Here is a 20535-nt window from a genome sequence, read left to right as displayed (position 1 = left end):
CTAATCTTTAGAGCCCTTTTTAAACCGCAAACCAAATCCAAATTTATCATTCACCTGCTCGTGTGCGCTTTTACCGTTGCTTTGGGCAAAGTATTCCACCAGCTTAGTCACTTGCAGATTACCGCCGATGTTTTCAATCATGGCAATCGCGCACATGGATGCGTTGCTGCCCTGATCTAAACGCACTTCAACCGGCGCTCTACCGGGTACTTCGATAGTGACTACACCATCGGTTGCGGCCCAGTCCGGCGCTCCTTCGTAAATAAAGGTAAAAATCAAAAGGCGTTTAATCTGACTGAACTGATCGCCATTAATAAAGATATTTTCACCGCCCGCATTACTGCCAGTGCGGTCATCACCTTCCAGATGCACAAAGGGCGGCTGGGTAAAGCTGCCCCAGCTATTGCCCAAAGCTTGCACGCCACCGGGTGTGCCGTCGGCCATTTGAAACAAACAAGCTAAATCAAGATCGATCCGATTACTGGATGCGGGTTTATTGATCAGCTTATTAAAAAAGCCGCTAGGCTCGGCCGGCTGGGCCGATTGATTCCAGTTTAAATTGACCCTAATACGGCCAAAGCCACCGCTGGTGTTTTTTTCTAAGGAAACCTTATCGCCGCGTTTTTCTAAGGTAATTTTTGATAGGGAAACCGGTTTTGCCGGAGGCGGAGCAGGTGCTGGCGCAGAGGCTTCAGCTTCAGTGCCACCAAAATGCTTAAGCAAGGCGGATAAACCACCGTTAAACCCCTGACCTACTGCGCCAAAACGCCATAAACCGTCACGCCGGTACAGCTCGCCAACAATCACCGCTTTTTCGTCCTGAAAATCAGCGCCAGAAAATGCAAACACCGCGTCGCCCAAGCTCATTGAGCTGGCTTTCAACTGGCGCATCGCACCTTCCCCACTCACTGAGGCCGCAAACACCAGCTTATGAATGCTGTCCGGCAAACTAGCCAAATCGGTCATAAAACTTGCACTGCCTGCCCCCAACTCCAGCACCACCGCGTTATTGGGGCAGGCTTTCTGGTTAAAAAACACCATATAGCGATCATCAGACAGCTGATCATTGGCATCCAGACCAAAACAAGCGATATCCACTTCAATACCTGCCATATTCAGCAGCACGGGAAACGCTCCTGTGCAGCCCAAATCAGCCAGCTTAGCCTTCTGCCCACGCGCAAAATTTGTCATGATTCTCGATTCTTTAAATAAATGAGTAAGTGATATAACGAAGAAAAACCCAAATCTTGAAACACAGAGGGAACAGAGAACACGGAGTTTCACGGAGAAAACCATGAGATCAATAAAGCTCTGCTCTTTAAGTTGTCAGCATTCTCAAACCTGAAAATCTAGGTTTTCATCACGGCTCGCAGCATGGAGATCCACCTTTGAAAAGGGGGCCAGGGGGATTTTGCACGGCATGAAGAATAAAAAGGCAGCAAACAATGCAAATCCCCCTCAATCCCCCTTTAACAAAGGGGGAAGCGAAAAAAGGACACCTGAGCTTGTTTAAATCCTGATGCCAGCAGGGGCACCCGCTCCAAAATCAACATGCCGAAGGCACTAAAAAGATCTTTTTAAGCTTGCTTTACTTAATTCCTGGCAGGTAAAACCCGCGTATTTCTACATTAAAAAGAACAAATCCGGGGGGGCACCCACCCTGCAAGAGCCGGGGGCCAACACTCCTCACACCATCGAATGCACCCCAAACACCCTTGCCTGCTCCAGTACCCCATGCGCCCAAGCACGGTGAGTGGCTACTTCGCACATGGAATCATGCATTCTAAATACGGCGGGGCTGGATTCATCGATAATCCTCATCGCCACATCCACATCCCGGTGCTGCACCCGATAATGCTGCTCAATCAGAGCCACCTGGCTGGGGTGAATCGCGGTTTTTCCTATCATGCCGTGGGCTAAGTCTTCTTCTACTTCCAGAGCCAGCAGGCTTGGGTTATCTAAATGCTCAAACACAGGCGCAGTCAGCACAAAGCCGTAGGGGCGAAAAATCGTCACCAGCTTTGAAATCACCGCACCCAGCGGGGTTCGGTAAATAGTCAGATGCCGTGGCCTGCGAATACCTAATAGCGCCAGTAAATCATTGCCGCCAATCCGCAGCGCCTGAATATGATCCCGCACACCGGGCCGCTCTAGGCAAAGCCGCAGCTGCTTCATCTCGGCATCATCAAATACTTCCACCGTTTCCAACGTCGGCATCAGCATAAAATGTGTTTTGCGGATCTGCTTAAAATAGGCGTCAAAATTATGCTGAGTAATTTTGGGCAGCACAAAGCCGGTCAGTTTTTCCACACCAGGCATTTCCAACACGCGCTTCAGCACTTCCGGGTTTCTGACCCGCACAAAACGCTCAGTTGTTGGCCGCTCAATCATCTGCTGCAATACCAGCGACAGGCTGAACAAGGCATAGCTCAGCTCGCTTTCTGCCACCGCGTCTTCGGTACAAAAAATAACTGAGCGCAGCTCCCCCAGCAATTCACCATCCGCAATCTGCTGCAAATCCTTATGCGTGGCAGGCACATAGAGCGACGCACCCATAACTTTGTGATTAGCCATCTAAAACACTCCCAATCAGAGATACCGCTTGATAAGGCAGGCCCGCATCCACAATCAGCGGAACGTTTTTTTCTATTGCTAATAGTTTTAAATGCGCCACATCGGCCACGGCCGGATCGCGTAAAATCAGCAACCTTGGCACTCTGCGCAGCAAGACACGGGTGGCTTCGCCAATACCAGGCTTGATCAGATTAACGTCTTCAATCCCATACCGCTCTTGGGTGGTTTGTAAAAAATCAGCAGAAATCCGGGCCATGTTTATTCGATCAATCGCCACCGCGGCAGGCACACCATGCTCAGCCGCTAGCCGTATCGCATCGGCCACCAAACCATCAGCAAACACTTGCGACTGATCTTGTGACTCAAATTCATCGTAATAAACGCAGCCATGAAAATCATCCGGCCCGATTAAATCATTCAGCACCGAGCGGCTGACCAGCCCTGAAACGGTGGCATTTAAAATGCTCGACGGAATCAGATAGTCCTCGGCCGAGGCTGCACAGGCCGCTGTACCCGCCAGATCAGATAAAACATAGAGGCCATGATCAATAGCTAAGCCGTGCTGCAGATTAAAAGCATTCACTGCCTGCTCTAACACGTGTGAAATCACGCCTTTGCCGGTCCAGCCATCAATAAACACAATAGATTCTGGTTTGTGTCCCTGCTTCAAAATATGCTGCAACGCAACAATATCGATACCACGATCGCGAATAATCGATACCGAGTAATGCGCCACTTCCCGCCCCAATACGCGCTGTAAAAGGTGCTTTAAAATAACGCCAACGGGCGTTCCTGCACGTACCAGAGAAACCAGCGTAATCGGCCCGCTGCGTCTTGCTGCAATCAGCGCCGCCAGCCTCAGGCAATCGCCAGCCATTTGCTGGCGGTTAGCCGCGAGCGCATCCTTAAAAACCTGCAAATAACGCGGTGAAGGCAGGGATTCGGGCGAGAGCATTTCGCTGTAATGCCTTGCGCCGGATTGAATCAACAACTCTTTATTTGCCACATCAATAAACGGCTGTTGCGATAAGCGTTTAAGCAAAAAGCGCACATCATCCGGACGATAACTACCGCAAAAACCACGGTTATTCATAATGCAGCAACAGTCAGCCTAGCAAGCTGAGTGCCGTTTGGAATCAGGGCGTAATCGCAGCTGGCCATAAAACGCGCATCCGATTGGCTATCACCCATACCGATGGTCATGATTTCACCGTGCTCTTTTTGCAGCAGTGAGCGCACATAATCCACCGCGCGGGCTTTATTCAGCGTTTTGGGCAGCACGGCTAAATTATTGCCATTGCGGTGAATAAAGAAATCTTTGCCCTCGCCCGCCACCCATGGCGCAACGGCTTCACGCTCGATTTGCTCCAGATGGGCATCGATTTTATCGGGGTCTTTAATCAGCGCATAAAACGGCGTATTGCAATCCTCAACCAAACGGGCACGGCCCTTTAAACCCACTTTTTCGCAATAATCGTCAATCACGGCCATCACCGCATGCAGGCCTGGCAATGCCTGCTCCATATCCGCACGCATCGTTTCCAGCCAAAATTCATCCACACCGCCACAGGGCTTGAGCACCACGCCGCCGTAATCAATGATGGAATAACTATTAAAAGGTAAATCAACCCGGCGCAAGGCATCTAAATTGCGCGCCGTGCTTGGAATCATGGTCATGGAAGCGCTCATCATCTCGAAGAACGCACGCTGACGCGGTGTTGTATATGAAATAGCAACACCATCTTTCAGATAGCCAACTGGACGTAAATCATCCACCCCGGCGCATTTACCCAACGTTTGGAACAGGGTGTCATCTAAATCAACGAACAGATATTTCTTCAATATGATTCTCGGATAAGAAATGGAATAAACGCCCGCCTACAGCCTGCGCAATGCTTTGCAGAGCTTCATTTGGCGGGGTTTCATGACAAACATAAACATGATCGTACTGGCCGATTGTGACGTTATAAATATAGTTTTCTACGCCTTCGCCATAGTTATCAGCAAAGCACAGCGCATGGCTGACCGCCCCCCATTTCAGGATGGGTGAGCGTGTGGTCGATTGCACCTGCACATCACAGCCTAAGGCTTCCAAAGCGCTGCCCAAGAGATAAGCCGGGTGCATAAACTCACCCGTACCTAAAACCAAAACCCGCTCATCCGCCCCTATAGCCGCGGCTAATTTTTTGGCCAGCGCATCTGGCGCAGCGAGCGCACGATCCAGCCCCAGGCGGCCAAAACTGCCGTTTGCGCCGCGATCAGCGTGCGCCTCAAATATCTGTGCCGCAGCGGGTGAAGGCTGCAAATCGCCAGCCGTGAACACATATTCGCCACTTAAGCTGGCGGCAATCGATACGGGAAGACCAAAACGCTGCGATAAAGCCTCGTTCGCAGCCTTGCCCATAAAATTGGTAATGGTGGCGAGGTGAACGTGCCCGATTTGTGGATTGAGTACCCGGCAGGCATTGCTTAAGTTTAAAAAGGTATTGCCGGTGCTGGCTTCATCGTCCACCAGCACTAGGGACTTGGCATTCAGTAATAACGCCCGCAGCTGGGCATCTTGCGGCATATGCAAAAACTGCCGTGGCGCATGGCTGTGTGCTTCGGCAAATTCGATAATGTCTGCGCCGCCTACGTGATAGCGCGAGGTGTGTAAAAACAGCGCTTCTGTATCCGGATGAGCGTTTTTATAAGCCTCAAAAACGCCCTGCCCCAGACCAATTGCCGTTTCGGCCATGGCGATAAACACTACCGGGCCAGGTACGCCGGCGGGCACTTGCCCAGCTAAATTTTCATGGATTTTGCGCATCAGCGCAGGGCGCACCGGCCAGTGTTTACCCAGCACCTTGCTTAAAAACAAAAATCCCCGCTTGGCGTTAGCACGCGCGGCAAAGCCCATCAGCTCGTCCACGCTGAATGCGCCCGCATCTACATTCAGCTCCATCAGCCCCGTGGGTAATTCAATTTTAATGGTTTGCGGGCTAATCATTGCAAGGCCGCACACGGTACTTCAACGGCCAGCTCTTCTGCATCAAGCAGCACAGCAGCACGGCCTAGCTCGGCCACGCGAATGCCATGCGGCACTTCTGGGATATGCAGATGACCAAAACCACGATCAAAACCAGCCAAAGCAAGATAAGGTAAATTAGGCCCGCCAAGGCAGGCCATGGCGATGCCGCCAGACATACGCGGATTAATTTCTAAGAGGCCAAGGCCGCCGGCTCTTTCTTTAAATTGCACATTAAAATTGCCATTCAGGCCAAAAGCTTCGGCCAGCTGGCGCACGCTGTCTAAAATATCGCTGCGCATCTCGATCATCTGGCCACGGCCTGCCTGCTTCATTTTTTTGCGCGGCACAGCGCAAACCAAGCGGCCATGGTCGCCCACGCAATCCACGCTGTATTCATGACCATCGAGATATTCCATCACAATCATGGTTTTAAACGTGCCCATGGCAGCAAAACCCCGGCGCAAGTCATCAAGGCCAATATAATATTGCACGCCTTCTACCAAGAGCTGCGCGCTGGAGCGCTCCTCATCAATAATGGCAAAACCTAGGCCAAATACCGATTTGGCCGGCTTAATACATAGCCTAGCGTGATCTTGCCTGAGCGTCTGATAAGCCGCCTCAAACTGCGCGGCGGTTTCTACCACCCTAAATGCTGCCGGCGGCGTGTGTGGCAAATCAACAGCCTGATAAAACGCCGCCTTATCGTGCAGCAGCGCCAGCATCTCAGCAGAAGCCACAGATAACACGCGCGTGCCCTGCTGCTCAAAACGCTCACACTCCGCGCTAATTAACACGGCTTCCTTGCCCGGAATAAAAATAGTGATGCCGTAATCAAGGCAAAATTGTAAACACCATGCCAAATACGCTTCGCCCTGCAGACCAGAGGGCTCTACCGCAAATTGATGCGCTGTTTGAAACGATGCTGCATAGGGGTTGGTATGGCTGGAGACGATGTGATAATCGCCTGCAAGATCGGCCTCGCGAATCAGGCTGATTGCTGCGGCAACAGAGGAGAATGTTTTATTAAACCAGACGTGCTGCATAAATGCCTTCAGGAAATGAGCCAGCAAACAGGCCGGGCTAAATTCCTTACTAAAAAGAGCCCGATTGATTGCTACCCCCGAGCTTTCAATAGCGATTCGCCTTTAAAAACTCAAACATAAACTTTAACCAGACGGCTCTTTACCAGAGGCACTCAAACCCGACACACAGCTAGCGCGGGGCTTGCTTCCAACAAGATTGTGGAAACAAGCCACCACGCGAGAGAGAACTAAAATGCTTCTTTTTACAGGTGAGGCGTGATTTGTGGCATCAGCTCATCAAAGGTACGGCCATTGCCAATTTCACCGATGGCGTGCATTTTCCACTCATTATTATGGCGGTACAGCTTGGCCATAATTTGCGCATTGTGTGAGCCCAGTGCAGACAAGTTAAAACGCGCCACTTCTTTGTTATCACTAGCGTTCAAAATACGGCAAGTGGCATTGGCAATTTGCGAGAAGTTCTGACCGGTGAAGCTGTTTACTGTGAAGACTAGGCTTTTCACATTGGCTGGCACACGCGTCAGATCAACCACGATTTGCTCATCATCGCCATCGCCTTCACCGGTACGATTGTCACCCGTGTGGGTGATTGAGCCATCTTTAGATTTCAGCTGACGGAACCAAACCGCATCCACAGGATGGCCTTGCTCGTCAAACAAAATGCACGATGCATCCAGATCAATATCGGGTGCGCTGCCACCAAAGCCTAGGAAGCCCTTGGATTTCACGGCATCCCAAGCCAGGCCCATGATGACTTTACTTAATGCAACACCAGCTTCTTTCTCGAGGGAAATCTTCTGGCCTTTCTCTAGGTTAATCGCCATGCTGTACTCCTTGATGGTAAGTATTTTAGGACGGGAGGAACCCGATCCTGTCAACCGAAGAACAATCTGCAGCCTGGCTTAGCAGTCTGCGTATGAGGCGTGCCTCACTCTGTGTATATCGCGTAACCCAACATTCTTTTTCACCTGCTTACGCTGGTTTGCATCGCCCAAACGGCTACAAAAACCAGCTGAGCCAGGCCGCTCAATGCGGATATTTAACCGCCGTTTTTTTTCTTCAGCCACTCGGCAAAAGAATCACGGTTTCTGGAGCAAATAAAGACCTTACCTGTGCCGCTGAAGCGCAGCACAATACCTTCGCCGCTGGTCACACTATTGACTAAATTACCCAGCATGCCGCCGAGGCCGCCGCCAGAGTTACCTGTAGTTACAGAGATCTCATAGCGCAGGCTATTGTCCCAACACACCACATGCGAATTATCGATAATCACGTCTTTGCCCGGGGCCACATCCAGCTCAAACATCGAGCCAAAGCCGGACACCACCACCTGCCCCGTACCTGAGGTTTCCATCACAAAAAAACCACCAGACTGGGCAAACAGCGCGTTACCGATATTTTGCGTACGCACTTTCATTTCTGTGCCCGATGTCGCCGCAACAAAAGCGCCATCGTTTAATAAATATTGTTTTGCGCCCACATCAACAATTTGCATGGCTCCGGGCAGAGTGGGTGACAGCAGGCAATCGCCCTCGCCCCTGACCGCTTCAATTTGCTGCTGAAAGAAAGACTCACCATTGGCAAAGCGTCGCATAATTGCCCCGCCTATGCCGCCATTCATGCTGCCTTTCAGATCCAGATTGGCTTCCATCATCACCATTGCGTCAGATTCGCAATAGATCTTGTCGCCCTTTTGTAAGGACACATGCAAAAACGGATCAACATCACCGGTCGCAGTAAACACTGTCATGCTTATAAATTCCCGCAATTGCAAACAGCCGGGGCTGGTTTAAACCCCTGCCGCTTTACGATCATCAAATACACCTTACCTCAAGGGGAGAAATCCCCCTGAGGCACAAACATCAGCTTATTAAGCGCTAATACCGAAAGAGCGTGCCAGCGGTGCTAAGCCACCTGCAAAGCCCTGACCCACTGCTTTGAATTTCCACTCTGCACCAGCACGGTAGATTTCACCGAAAACCATGGCCGTTTCTGTGGAGCTGTCTTCAGACAGATCATAACGCGCGATTTCTTTATCGCCATTGGCATCAAGGCAACGGATATACGCTTTGCCTACCATGCCAAAGTTTTGCTTACGTGCTTCAGCATCATGGATGGTTACACCAACGGTGATTTTATCGATGTCAGCTGGCACTAAAGCCAGATCAATCACGATTTTTTCATCGTCACCGTCACCCTGGCCGCTGGTATTGTCCCCGGCATGGGTAACAGAGCCATCGGTCGATTTCAGGTTGTTGTAAAAAATGAAATCAGAATCAGCACGAACCTTGCCGTCGGCTTTAAGCATAAAAGCACTGCCATCCAGATCAAAAGCAGAGCCGTCTGTAACGCGTGGATCCCAACCTAAACCAATCACCAACTTTTTGAGGGAAGGCGCTTCTTTACTTAAATTGACGTTGCCGCCTTTTTGCAGACTGATAGCCATAAACGAAATTCCTTTAAAAAATTAACGACACGCCTGACTAAACCCGGCGACACCCAAAAAAACTGCTCTTGCTTAAATCATCATCCCCGGGCATTTTTATCCGGGCTCAGATCATTCAAGTTATACCAAACCATAATTAAGCTTTATAGATTTGTTCGCCTTCCATCATTTTCAAGCGAAGCAAGCTAAGTAATTATATTTATTAATAATTTCTTGCAGGCAAACTCAGCAACAAAAGCCGCATAACCGGCGCTCTATTCAGCTTAAAATGCCCTAGGCTTACAGAAGACAGGACAAAGACATATAAGTTTCATCCACTTCAATTTTTATCGTCGATTTTTTTCCAAAATCCTTCAAACTATCTGCGCGCCTCTCCCACCATCTGCACCACCACCAGTCGCCCCCCTTCTGCTTTATCGAGCAATATTTGTTGCCCATCTTTCAGCTCCAGCTTGCCGCCAACAGCTACCGTTTTCTTGCTTGCCACATCCATTAAATCAGGCAGGCCAACGTTAAAAATCCACCACACATTATGATAGAAAATAAAATAAGCCACGCGCAGCTTATGTTCATCCGCCAGCTTTTCATTCGGGGCCAGCAAATAATTAGCATGCCAGGGATATAGCGATTGTCCTTCCCACACCATCAGCCTATGGTTATCAGGCCGGAACTGCCCTTCCTGGCGGGATGAATACAGATTTAGCACCGGCAGCTGGCCGTGGTAGGCCGAGCCGCAAAACGGGCAGGCGGGCTGGGTGGAGTTATCAAACACAAACCATTTCTGCTCGCAGCGGCAAGGGAGCGTTAGATCAATGGTTTTAAGCAGCGCCGTTTCCCAATCATTGGCCGAAGGGCGCTGATTAGGCTGATGCAGGCCATCAACAAAAGCTTGTTTAAATAGCGGAGTCAGATAAGGGCCAGTCAGGGTATAAGGCAGCTTGCTACTATCTGCCCACGGCAGCTCGGCGGGTCTGGCCTCTGCCAGATTAATGCGATTGCTTGTATCTGTGGGATGCTCAACAAACAGGGCCCGCTCGCCCATAGACAGCGACTCGTCCCGCTGCTCATCATTCATATCGTGCACTTTGCCGCCGCGCAATGGGTGGCGGTACAGCAGATACATATAAATCAGCACGGCCAGCGCATGCTGGTCTGTTTCGCGGCGCGGCAGATTACGCTGCGGATCTCCCTTGGCTAAATGGCTGGTACGAACCACTTCGGGCGCAATAAAATCAGGCGTGCCGACCACATCTGGCGGATAGCGGCCCGGCACCACCAGGCCATCCACATCAATCACGCAGGCAAAGCCCCCTGACGGATCGACCAGCACGTTTTTATACGACAAATCAGAATGCGCCAGCCCCGCCATATGCATACGACGCACCGCACGGGCAATCAGCACACAGATTTTTAAATGGCTCAGCCAATCGCCCAGCTCGCGCTGATCAACAAAGCGCTGACGCAAATTGGCCGCAGCAAACCATTTTCCTTCTTTTTCCTTGCCCCTAATCTCGAGCATGTCATGGTTTTTGGAACCAAACTCAAAGAAAAAATGTGCAGGATAAGTTGGGGCAATCAGCCCATGCCTGCCCTCGTACTCCAAAAGCGCAGTGGGCCAGCAAAACAAGTTTTTCCAGTAATCTCCGCCCGCCTGATTAAAAATCCCCTCGCGGTATTTGCCAATAATCATCTGCAACCGCTCCAGCGCCTGAGCGTCTTGCTTATTCTTATAAAACGCCACCACATAAGACTTATCCGGCGAGAAATAGACCTCTTTCATCGCACCGGAAGCAATCATCTCATCCACAAACTCGACGGTTTGCCCATCCAATGTGCGGCACTGAATTACCTTCGCCATGCTTAACTCCAGATTGCCTGCTGCAAGTCAAATTGTGAAGAAACCCAACTCAAGCCCAAATCAGCGCCATGCTTCGGTCATCATGATGGCCTGGGATGAAAAAACCCATCCAATCCAGCAAACTTTGCTCAGGCTGATCCGCCGCCAAGCAAGGCGCGATCTCATCCCATAGAGCATCCCATTTATCGCCGCTGGCGAGGCCTTTATCGGTTTCAAATTTAGGGTCCGAAATCCCATCGCTCATCAAAACAACCGCCGAAATATCTGTATACCGGCCGATCTTTACCCGCTCTGCAAAGCGATCAGAAGTAAGAGCGGCACGGTCTAAAAAGCGGGTTTGCCCAGCAAATTCGCCACTATCGGGCAGGCCCATCAGCCGCACTTTGCCGCGTGGCCCATAAGCGGCAATTGCCCCGTCGCCGATCCAGAATGTTGCTAAAAAGAGTTGCCCGCCTTCCCGCTTAACCGCGGCAGCTAAAAGGGTCGTTGCGTAATCCCTGGCTTCACTTTGCTGTGATATTGCGGCTTGCTCTATGGCATCCACCGCCACAGCAGCAGCATCATAAAACAGAGCGTGAAACTGCTTGCCGATTTGCCCGCTGATAGATGCAGGATCTGCATCCCAGCCTTGCAGGGCATGGTTAATGCTGGCCCCCAAATCCCCTTTTAATGCCGCCAGCAAATGCTCACCCGCCGTCTCTACCGCCCGCTTTGAGCCACAGCGGGAATACTTGGCGCTGCCTGCGCCATCGGCCACCAACAGCACGCTCCAGCCTGATGAGGCATCGTGCTGCACATAAAAATCATCATCTCTAAAGAGGCCGGCATGCTCATGCGAGCGGCCACGGCGGCTGGCGGCGGCAATCTTTAAATCGCCAGCATCAAGTGCCTGCGCCGCGCTATGCGGCTTGGGGTAAATCGCATCGCTGGCTGGCTCATTGATCTGCCACAGGCTGCGTGGATCGGGGTTCACCAGCAGCACGCATTGGCTAGCGTTCCACGATAAGCCATCAATCGACCACTGAAAGGTAATAAGATGATCGCCCGCTACGCCTGGCACGCCCAGCAATTCACCTTCCTCACTCAAAATCAGTGCCAGATTTTCGGGTAAGCCTATCTCTTTGAATTGCAATACTCGGCCATTACCCGCCACTTCACGCAAGCTGCCGCGATAATCCTGCCCTGCCCTGGCATTAGGTGCTTGAAAAACCACCTTGGGGCTAAGCGGCGGACGTGCCACAGTACCAGCAGGCGGTATTGCACCGGGCTTGTTGGATAAATGAAGAGGAGCAGATTCAGGCGGGGAGTTTGAATCAGAAGGAAGATGCATCGCAGTCTCGTGTATTCCCCGTGGAAGACTCAGTTTCGGGAATGTGTCATTTAGAAGCAGTGGGCCTTGGGTTGCCCCCCATACGTGCTAAGCAAAATCAAAAAGATCTTTTTAGTGCCTTCGGCACGTTGATTTAGGTGCGGGCGTCCCGCGGGACCTTCCTTTCTTGTGTGGCCAAGAAAGGAAGCGAAAGAAGGCCACCCCACGAAACACGAAGGCCCCTGCGCTGCGGACAATCGAGTCGGCGGCGGGCGGGATTGGCTCGCTGCCTCGCTCCCTGGCCGAAACCCCGCCCCGCTTGTTCCTCGCTCCGGCGTGTTTCAAGGGGAGATTTAAGCCCAGTATCGAGGGCGTAGTCGTCATCTTTTTTCTTTGTTTGCTACTTAGAATAAAATTGCTTAACACACATGGGGTTGCCCCCTCTCCCAAATTCCCCCTAGATGACGAGAGACTTTAAAAGCAATCATCCTCTCCCGCGCCCTACATCAAAACCACCGTCGTTGCCGGAAAAGCTGAACGAGACTAATTTTTTGCACCATGGGCAGAAGGCTTCTTCTGGGCCATTGATACACATTAGCTTTCCACAGCCGCAAGCGGCAAAGGCGGTGTAATTGCCGCAGTGCGGGCAGCCTGGCGTGCCAATTAAATCTTCGCTGTTTACTTTTAAATCCATCGCACGCGGGTCAGACCAAATAAAATAATCTTCTTCCAGCGGGTAGCAGCCCGCAATCTCAAAGCGCGATACTTGCAGCTTAAAATCCTGGGTTGCTACGTTTTGAATGGCCCGGTCGTACTTCATCAGATAAGGTTTGCGGGTCTTTTGGCAGCGGCCAACCAAGGTGATACAGGCTTCATCGGCTTGTTTGGAAGGTGGATTTTTGAAAATACGCATCAGGCTGGCATCAATATTAGCCAAAGATTGCGCATCGCTCTCGCCCACGCTTTTGCTTTGCGCCACCACCGAGGCCGTCACCCAGTTAATAAACTTTTTGAAGTCGCCTTCCTGCGAGTCTTCAAACATCATGGCGTTTTCAGTCAGCCTGCCCAGCGTTTCAAAGTCGACCGACTGCCCCAGGCCCACTGCAATCAGCGTGGCTTTTTTGGCATATTTGGCATTCCAGCGATCAATCGCCGTATTGGGATTATCGGTTGGGCGGCCATCTGTAAAAAGATAAACAATCGGCTTCCAATCGCCTTTGCGATCAGGCGTGGTTTTCACAACGCTGCTATCCAACTCTGCCATCAGCGTTTCTAAAGCCACGCCCAAGCTGGTGCCCCCACCCAGTGGCAATTTAGGTGGGTAAAAAGAAACCAACTCAACTAGGGGCGCAATGGTTTTAGCCACGCCAGCAAAGGCAATCACCGAGATATAAACGGTTTCTAAGGCATGCGGATCGGTTCTAAGCGCACGAACGATGGCCTGCAAGCCGTCTTCCATTTTCTGCAGGCTGTCGCCCACCATGGATTCGGAACAATCCAAAACAAAAAACACCGGCAATCTACGCATGGTTTTGCTCGTTTAATAACAGGCCTTACTACGAATAGCTCGTATGGTGGGTTTCACCCAATCCTATCGATTTAAGAAAAAACGCGATGTTTTTGTAGGAGCGGCTTTAGCCGCTCCTACGGTACAAATCCTTAATGTGATAAGACTGGGGTTTCACCCGTCCTACAGAACCAAATGAATTTCCGGTGGTGGAGGCGGCAAAGCCACATCGCTGCTAACACCTGCACTACTGCTGCCCACGGCCACGCTGGCAGAAACCCATTTAAAAAAGCCAGAAAACGCCGAAGCATCCATGGTATCCAGCGTCACCACGCGATCGGTCAGCTCCAGCAAATACTCTTGCTTGGCTTTGGGGCCAGCAGCGCAAGCAATCATGGCCCCAAACTGGCACTGCTTAATCGCAGGGATGGCTTGCCTGTAAGCATGCAGATCAGAGGGGCTGCCATCGGTCATTAGAAACATCAGTGGCCGCCAGTCGCCTTTTTCATCTTCGCTGCTCTTTTTAACATCGCGCTCCACACACTCAAGCAGTAGCTCCAATGCCGCGCCCATAAAGGTGGCACCGGCATCGGGGGAGCTCACTTCCTGCAGCTGAACATCGGCCAGCGGTGTTAAAGGCAGATATTCGCGCGCTTCTAAATCAAACGTAATAATCGACAGCGCTACACTTTCTAAAGCGTAGGGGTCCTGCCGAAGTGCACTGAGCATGGCTTGCAGCCCCACATTCACCGAGTGAATGGGCTCGCCACGCATAGAGCCGGAGGTATCAAGAAGGATATAAACGGGAAGACGTCGGCTCATGATTTTCTCTTATGGGAAGCACGGATTGGATCGTCATTCCCGATCAGCCCGGCACAAATACAGGACGACAGGCATTGCAGGAATGACGCTACCGAATCAATCAGCACATCCTCAGCTGTATTGTTTAAGCCACTCTACAAATGAATCTGATTGCGATGGCGCGCCGATGGCGTTGAATTTCCAGCCGCCCGCTTCGCGGACTAATTCTGCAAACAGCATAGAGCGGCAGTTTTCATATTGCGCGCCACCAGATAAATCAAAACGCGCCATTTCCTGGCCCTTGCCATCTTCAGCGCGAATAAAAGCATTTTGTACTTTGCCAAAGCTTTGGCCGTTTTCCTGACCATTATAAATTTGTACTACAAACACCACTTTTGCATATTGCTCAGGCAAATCATTCAGCTTAACGATCACCTGCTCATCATCACCCTCGCCTGCGCCAGTACGGTTATCACCCGTCATCCAGATCTGGCCGGAATGATGGCGCATCGAGTTAAAAAAGATGATATCACCGCCAACCAGAGTAGAACGCCCGCCTTCTGTACTGCCAAAATTCTGCACTTTGCCATCAGCACCACAGAGAAAAGCGACCACATCCAAATCGTACTCAGCTTCTTTTTTAGCAAACAAACCGCCTAAAAAGCCTTTCTTTTCTTCCCGAATATCCCAGCCCAAACCAATGGTTACCATAGAGAGATCGTTCTCGTTTTTTTTGAGACTAATCCCCTGGCCTTTTTTGAGGGTCACTGCCATAAGTTTATCCTTACAAAAATCGCCATTAGCAGGCGGAAAAACAAGAAAAGCATGCAAAGCCAATCCAGCAATCACCTGGCCTTACTCTATAAATCAGTAAAGCCAGGCAAGCCGTAAATTAGCTGGCTGAAATACCAAACTGTGCACACAGAGGACCAAGACCACCCGCAAAACCCTGACCTACCGCTTTGAACTTCCACTCGGCATTGTGGCGATACACTTCACCAAAAATCATGGCGGTTTCGGTACTGTAGTCTTCTGATAAATCAAAGCGCACGATTTCTACATTATTATCCAGATTAACTACCCGCATAAATGCGTCTTTCACCTGACCAAAGTTTTGCTTACGCTTATCTGCCTCGTGAATGGTGACGCACACGGCAATACGTGTGACATCTGCAGGCACTTTTTCCAGATTAATTTTAAGCGCCTCATCATCGCCGTCCCCTGCACCCGTGCGATTATCGCCAGTGTGCTCTACTGAGCCGCAGCTTGATTTCAGCTGATTGTAAAAAATGAAATCAGCATCGCTGCGCACTTTGCCATTGTCGGCCAGCAAAAATGCGGTAGCATCCAGATCGAAATCAGCGCCATCGGTAGAGCGAGCATCCCAACCCAGGCCCAGCAGAATCGACTTCAGGCCCGGCTCGGTTTTAGACAGAGAAACATTGCCGCCTTTGTTTAATGAAATAGCCATTTTTGATCCTTTTTGATTAAAAAAAACATTGCATCTCACAGGGCATAGCCGGCCCTTTTTGAGCAATAAAACCTTCACTTAAAAATAATCTGTTCCATACTGCCTGGCACGTTTTATACAGTCAATATTTTTACAAGCAAAGAAATATAGCACCAAATTTATTACCTTTTAAAGCTTACAAAAACCCTAATAAAATATTGTAAACCTTAGAAATGACAGCGTCTTATATAAAACACGGAATAAGCGCTCATCTTCAAATTTTTGATCGTGAATAGATTGATAAGACGAAATTTCACCTAGCTGGCTAATAACAAAGCGAAATAAACCAGCGCATCCATCCCACACGGCTCTATTTCGTTTGTAAAACCTGCTCTAACTGGTCTAAAAACACCCTTGTTTTAGCAGGCATCAACCGGCGCTCAGGAAAAACCGCCCACGCGGGCACGGCTGGTAAACACCAATCAGGCAAAATGCGCACTAATTTGCCCTCCTGCAAATAGGGCCTAGCAAACGATTCAGTCACCGCCAGCACGCCCATACCCTGACACGCCAAGCGCACCAGTAGCTGAGGCGAATTAATACTGAATTTGGCCACAGGCTGAAAGTGATGCTGTGTTTTACCCTGCTGCAATACCCAGGGCATGGCGCCCCCTTGGCGGCTGAGTACAGCCAGCGTGTCATGCTCGGCAAGTTGCCCTGGATGCTCGGGCAAACCACGCTGAGCAATATATTGTGGCGAGGCATAAAGGCCCGAGCCAAACAAAGCCAGCCGCCGCGCAGACAAATGAGCATCGCTGGGCAGCTCGCCGATTCTGATCGCCAGATCAAAGTTTTCGCCTAGGATATCCACCCTGCGCGGCGAGATATCAATCTCAAAGCGGATCAGCGGATAACGCTTGCTGAAGTCGCTTAAAAAACTATTCATATCCCAGCCCCCCATATCCCCCGGCAAAGAGATCCGCAGTAAGCCGCTTGGCTCTGCCTGCCTGTGCTCTACCAAAGCAACTGCCGCATCCACTTCGCTGGCAATTTGCTGAGCATGATCCAGCACATGCTGGCCAAACTCGGTGAGCATCAGCTTGCGCGTGCTGCGGGTTAACAGCCGCTCGCCCAGTACTGTTTCCATATTGGCAATCCGCCGCGATACGGTTGATTTTGGCAGGCCGATACGCCCGGCCGCTTTGCTAAAACTACCGCACTCCACCACACGGGCAAAAAGCACTAAATCATTTGCTTCAATCTTCATCATCTCTGCCATTGTTCCACCTATGGAACAATACTATCCATTTTATGGTCTTCTGCCCATTTATTGAGGAGGTTACATTAGCGTCATTCCAACGCAGCACAGAAGAGATCAAGCCATGAACATCTTACAAATCAACTCCAGCGCACGCAGCAACGGTGCTTTTTCTACTCAGCTTGCCAATGTGCTGGCTGAAAAACTGCTCGCTGGCAATGCAGGCTCCAAACTGGTGCTGCGTGATTTAGCCACCAACCCGCATCCGGTGCTGGATGAAGCCACATTAGGCGCCTTAATGACCGCCGCTGAAGCACGTAGCACAGAGCAAGCAGCCAGCGTTGCCAAGAACGATGCCCTGATCGCTGAAGTGCAAGCTGCCGACACTTTAATCATCGCCGCGCCGATGTATAACTTTGGCATTACCGCCCAGCTTAAAAACTGGATCGACGCCATTGCCCGCGCTGGCGTCACCTTTAAATATGGCGCCAATGGCCCGGAAGGCTTACTAACAGGCAAACAAGTTTATGTCGTGCTTACCCGTGGCGGCGTACATCGCGGCACCGCAGGCGACACCATCGCCGACTATATGCGCACCGTTTTAGGTTTTTTAGGCATGAAAGATGTGGAATTTATCTACGCCGAAGGCCTGAATATGGGCGATGAAATGCAAAGCAAAGGCATCAGCCAGGCCCATAGCGAGATTGAGCTGGCTGTGGCTTAAGGCTCAGCTCTGAGAAAAAGATTGGGTTTTGTTTGCACACAAATAAATGGAGAGACACCATGAACACCGAACGAGTAAGCCGTCCACGCAGTTTAGAAAAAATCGTACAGGGCCGCGCCGTGATGGAAGGTGCCGGGGTCAAAATTAACCGTGCGCTCACCCAATCTTTGCAACAAAGACTCGACCCCTTTTTAATGCTGGACGCCTTTAAAAGCGACGATCCGCAAGATTATCTAGCCGGTTTTCCAGAGCATCCCCACCGTGGCTTTGAAACTGTCACCTATATGATCGCAGGCAAAATGCGCCACAAAGACAGCGCGGGTCATGAAGGCCTGTTAGAAAACGGCGGGGTGCAATGGATGAGCGCCGCCAGCGGCGTGGTGCATTCCGAAATGCCCGAGCAGGAAAACGGCCGCATGGAAGGCTTTCAGCTGTGGCTTAACCTGCCCGCAACAGAAAAAATGTGCGCACCCTGGTACCAGGATTTTAAAACCGTGCCCAGTGTCATCACCGATGCCGGTGTGGCGGTGCATGTGATCGCAGGCCAAAGCCACGGCACCAAAGGCCTAGTGGAAAAAGCAGCCACCCAGGCACTGTATTTAGATGTGCATCTGCCCGCAGGCAGCGAATTTAGCCAAGCCATCCCGGCCGGACACAATGCCTTTATCTATATTTATCGCGGCGATGTGGCGGTTGAAGGCCGTGCGGTTGGTAGCGAGCAACTGGCCATCTTTGCCAACGATGCGGAGAGCGACGGCATCCGCATCCAAAGCCCCGCCGCCAGCCGCGTATTGCTATTTGCTGGCCAGCCGCTCAAAGAGCCTATCGTGCAATACGGGCCATTTGTGATGAATACGCAGGAGGAGATCTCGCAGGCGGTGATGGATTTTAGGGCGGGGAGATTGGGGCGGTTGTAAGGACAAAGCTGGGCTCTAAAAATGAATAGACCGGCTTAGCCTTGAAGTGAGCTTCAAGGCTAAGCCAATTTTTTCCTAGCTCACCTGCAACGCATCAGTGCTGGCATAGCCATTACGCTGCTCTGCTAACTGCGATGTATATTCAACAAACTCAAACTGAAGATCCTCCCCCAGCATAAAGTAAGCGCTATCCCGATAAGTATCGCGCCCTCCCGCGTGATCCAGCCTAAAACCCGCGTTTTCCAGGTTTTGCATGGTCTGTTTTAAATTCGGTACCACAAAGCCGAGGTGCTTTACGCCGACCAAATGGGTTTTCCAGCTTGGCCCTTCCCCGGTTCCACCACTTTGCAAGGCGATATAGGCAAAATCATCGCCGATATGCAGCCAGTCGATTTCCGCCCCAAACCAGTCCATTTTGCCTCTGCCGCGGATTTTCCAACTGGGGATAGCGATTTGTATAAAACGCACGGCCCTGTCCAGATCACTCACGGTGATATTGGCATGCTCCAGATACGCTTGTTCCATGATGCTCACTCCTGATTAATTTAAATGCCATACCACTATGCAAGTTAAAGTAAACTTTAAGTCAAGCCTGTTTTGGAGCATTTTTCATGACCACTCTGATTTCTATCGGCACTCTGGCTAAACGCTCAGGTGTGAAAGCCAGTGCACTGCGTTTTTACGAGAGCAAGGGCTTAATCAGCAGCGTGCGCAGCAATGGGCAAACCCGGCAGTTTCCAAGAGAAGTGCTGCGCAGGGTCGCTTTTATTCGCGTCGCGCAAAATGTGGGGCTAAGTCTTGAGGACATCGCCACCGCTCTCGCCTCTCTGCCGCAGCAAAGAACACCAACGCTTGAGGACTGGGCGCAGCTTTCAGAATCCTGGCGACCGATGCTGCAAGCAAAGATAGACGCGCTAAGCGCACTGCAAACACAATTAGATTCATGCATAGGCTGTGGCTGTTTATCACTACAAAAATGCAAGCTTTATAACCACGACGACCAAGCCCGCCATCTTGGCACCGGGCCACGATTTTTAATGGGAGATCATGCTGCTGATTTGGCTCTGAAGGAGTAAAGGCATTTTAGCTTACGGATAACACTCTGTTTTTTAACATTTCCAACAAATTCTCCGGAAAAACAATCTCGTCTGTCAGCGCTAGCTCCTCTGGCGTCCACCAGCGGTGTTGCTTCATCACTTCCATTTCCAATTCACTCCAAAGCGCACGACTAGGAGCAACTTTATCCATTCGCACAATAAAATATCGCTCATCCGAAACCACAGATTCGCCATCCGGCAATTTCATCATAAATTCCAGCTGGGCAATTTCCTGGCTAATTGAGTACTTGTGCGGACCAATTTCTTCAGCAAATTCCCGCGCAGCAGCTTCTGCAAAACTCTCATTATCTTCAACGCCCCCTCCAGGGGTGGCCCAATAGGACTTCCCTGCCAAAGCTCCCTTTGTAAAAACAAAGTGAAATAATAAAATATGATTTTCTGGTGACAACACCAGTAAACGTGCAGATGGGCGACGCCGCATTGGGTAAATCCAAATAGTGGTATGTTGATTAACTCAATTCACTGCAGATTAAACAGCCCATTGGGGCTGTAATGATGCGCTGAGTCCCCGTATTCCATT

At 50.7% G+C, this 20535-nt stretch carries 21 protein-coding genes; 3 read left to right on the top strand and 18 right to left on the bottom strand.

Going from position 1 to position 20535, the window contains the following annotated elements; genetic code table 11:
• From DYD62_RS00240 to DYD62_RS00165, 16 genes are all read right to left on the bottom strand, one after another.
• Positions 1-1191, bottom strand: coding sequence for a TerD family protein (locus DYD62_RS00240; RefSeq protein WP_115225532.1), 1191 nt, complete (start codon positions 1189-1191; stop codon positions 1-3).
• Between the two features lie 495 nt (positions 1192-1686).
• The gene (locus DYD62_RS00235) at positions 1687-2574 is read right to left on the bottom strand and encodes an HpcH/HpaI aldolase/citrate lyase family protein (RefSeq protein ID WP_115225531.1); all 888 of its coding nucleotides are present in this window, start codon (positions 2572-2574) and stop codon (positions 1687-1689) included.
• Positions 2567-3667 (bottom strand): cysteine protease StiP family protein, encoded by a 1101-nt coding sequence (locus DYD62_RS00230; protein WP_115225530.1) that lies wholly within the window; start codon positions 3665-3667, stop codon positions 2567-2569. The genes DYD62_RS00235 and DYD62_RS00230 overlap by 8 nt, the downstream gene beginning before the upstream one ends.
• A complete protein-coding gene (locus DYD62_RS00225; RefSeq protein ID WP_115225529.1) occupies positions 3664-4416 on the bottom strand; it encodes an HAD family hydrolase in 753 nt (250 codons plus the stop codon). Before DYD62_RS00225 ends, DYD62_RS00230 begins: the two co-directional genes overlap by 4 nt.
• Entirely contained in the window at positions 4394-5563 is a 1170-nt protein-coding gene (locus DYD62_RS00220) for a phosphoribosyltransferase domain-containing protein (RefSeq protein ID WP_115225528.1), read from the bottom strand. The genes DYD62_RS00225 and DYD62_RS00220 overlap by 23 nt, the downstream gene beginning before the upstream one ends.
• A complete protein-coding gene (locus DYD62_RS00215; protein WP_115225527.1) occupies positions 5560-6627 on the bottom strand; it encodes an ATP-grasp domain-containing protein in 1068 nt (355 codons plus the stop codon). Before DYD62_RS00215 ends, DYD62_RS00220 begins: the two co-directional genes overlap by 4 nt.
• 242 nt (positions 6628-6869) lie before the next feature.
• On the bottom strand, positions 6870-7451 hold the full coding sequence (locus tag DYD62_RS00210) for a TerD family protein (RefSeq protein WP_099396674.1): 582 nt from the start codon (positions 7449-7451) through the stop codon (positions 6870-6872).
• 215 nt (positions 7452-7666) lie between these two features.
• Positions 7667-8377 carry a TIGR00266 family protein gene (locus DYD62_RS00205; protein WP_115225526.1) on the bottom strand — a complete coding sequence of 237 codons (711 nt, stop codon included), beginning with the start codon at positions 8375-8377 and terminating at the stop codon, positions 7667-7669.
• 120 nt (positions 8378-8497) lie between these two features.
• Positions 8498-9073, bottom strand: a complete 576-nt coding sequence (locus DYD62_RS00200; protein WP_099396672.1) for a TerD family protein — start codon at positions 9071-9073, stop codon at positions 8498-8500.
• A 358-nt stretch (positions 9074-9431) separates the two neighbouring features.
• The gene (locus DYD62_RS00195; protein WP_115225525.1) at positions 9432-10931 is read right to left on the bottom strand and encodes a helix-hairpin-helix domain-containing protein; all 1500 of its coding nucleotides are present in this window, start codon (positions 10929-10931) and stop codon (positions 9432-9434) included.
• 49 nt (positions 10932-10980) lie between these two features.
• The gene (locus DYD62_RS00190) at positions 10981-12261 is read right to left on the bottom strand and encodes a PP2C family serine/threonine-protein phosphatase (RefSeq protein WP_115225524.1); all 1281 of its coding nucleotides are present in this window, start codon (positions 12259-12261) and stop codon (positions 10981-10983) included.
• A gap of 463 nt (positions 12262-12724) precedes the next feature.
• Complete coding sequence (locus tag DYD62_RS00185) at positions 12725-13768, bottom strand: TerY-C metal binding domain-containing protein (protein ID WP_115225523.1); 1044 nt, start codon at positions 13766-13768, stop codon at positions 12725-12727.
• A 162-nt stretch (positions 13769-13930) separates the two neighbouring features.
• On the bottom strand, positions 13931-14569 hold the full coding sequence (locus DYD62_RS00180) for a vWA domain-containing protein (RefSeq protein WP_115225522.1): 639 nt from the start codon (positions 14567-14569) through the stop codon (positions 13931-13933).
• A 111-nt stretch (positions 14570-14680) separates the two neighbouring features.
• Complete coding sequence (locus DYD62_RS00175; protein WP_099396668.1) at positions 14681-15322, bottom strand: TerD family protein; 642 nt, start codon at positions 15320-15322, stop codon at positions 14681-14683.
• A gap of 118 nt (positions 15323-15440) precedes the next feature.
• Entirely contained in the window at positions 15441-16019 is a 579-nt protein-coding gene (locus DYD62_RS00170) for a TerD family protein (protein WP_099396667.1), read from the bottom strand.
• A 349-nt stretch (positions 16020-16368) separates the two neighbouring features.
• Positions 16369-17277: a LysR family transcriptional regulator gene (locus tag DYD62_RS00165; RefSeq protein ID WP_233702849.1), complete on the bottom strand. Its 909-nt coding sequence runs from the start codon at positions 17275-17277 to the stop codon at positions 16369-16371.
• A gap of 103 nt (positions 17278-17380) precedes the next feature.
• Between DYD62_RS00165 and DYD62_RS00160 the strand changes: the two genes are divergently transcribed.
• Both DYD62_RS00160 and DYD62_RS00155 read left to right on the top strand, forming a co-directional pair.
• Positions 17381-17980: an FMN-dependent NADH-azoreductase gene (locus DYD62_RS00160; RefSeq protein WP_115225520.1), complete on the top strand. Its 600-nt coding sequence runs from the start codon at positions 17381-17383 to the stop codon at positions 17978-17980.
• 59 nt (positions 17981-18039) lie between these two features.
• Positions 18040-18897, top strand: a complete 858-nt coding sequence (locus DYD62_RS00155) for a pirin family protein (protein ID WP_115225519.1) — start codon at positions 18040-18042, stop codon at positions 18895-18897.
• Between the two features lie 75 nt (positions 18898-18972).
• Here the strand turns inward: DYD62_RS00155 and DYD62_RS00150 are convergent, their stop codons facing one another.
• The gene (locus DYD62_RS00150) at positions 18973-19422 is read right to left on the bottom strand and encodes a VOC family protein (protein WP_115225518.1); all 450 of its coding nucleotides are present in this window, start codon (positions 19420-19422) and stop codon (positions 18973-18975) included.
• 86 nt (positions 19423-19508) lie between these two features.
• Here DYD62_RS00150 and soxR point away from each other — a divergent pair, with 86 nt between their 5' ends.
• Positions 19509-19973, top strand: a complete 465-nt coding sequence (gene soxR / locus DYD62_RS00145) for a redox-sensitive transcriptional activator SoxR (protein ID WP_115225517.1) — start codon at positions 19509-19511, stop codon at positions 19971-19973.
• A gap of 7 nt (positions 19974-19980) precedes the next feature.
• Here soxR and DYD62_RS00140 read toward each other — a convergent pair whose 3' ends face one another.
• The gene (locus DYD62_RS00140; RefSeq protein WP_115225516.1) at positions 19981-20436 is read right to left on the bottom strand and encodes an NUDIX hydrolase; all 456 of its coding nucleotides are present in this window, start codon (positions 20434-20436) and stop codon (positions 19981-19983) included.
• Positions 20437-20535 lie beyond the last annotated feature (99 nt).

Origin of the sequence: Iodobacter fluviatilis (genome assembly GCF_900451195.1) — a bacterium.
In the GTDB taxonomy this organism is placed as follows: Bacteria; Pseudomonadota; Gammaproteobacteria; order Burkholderiales; family Chitinibacteraceae; genus Iodobacter; species Iodobacter fluviatilis.
This window is presented reverse-complemented; position numbering and strand designations above follow the sequence as displayed.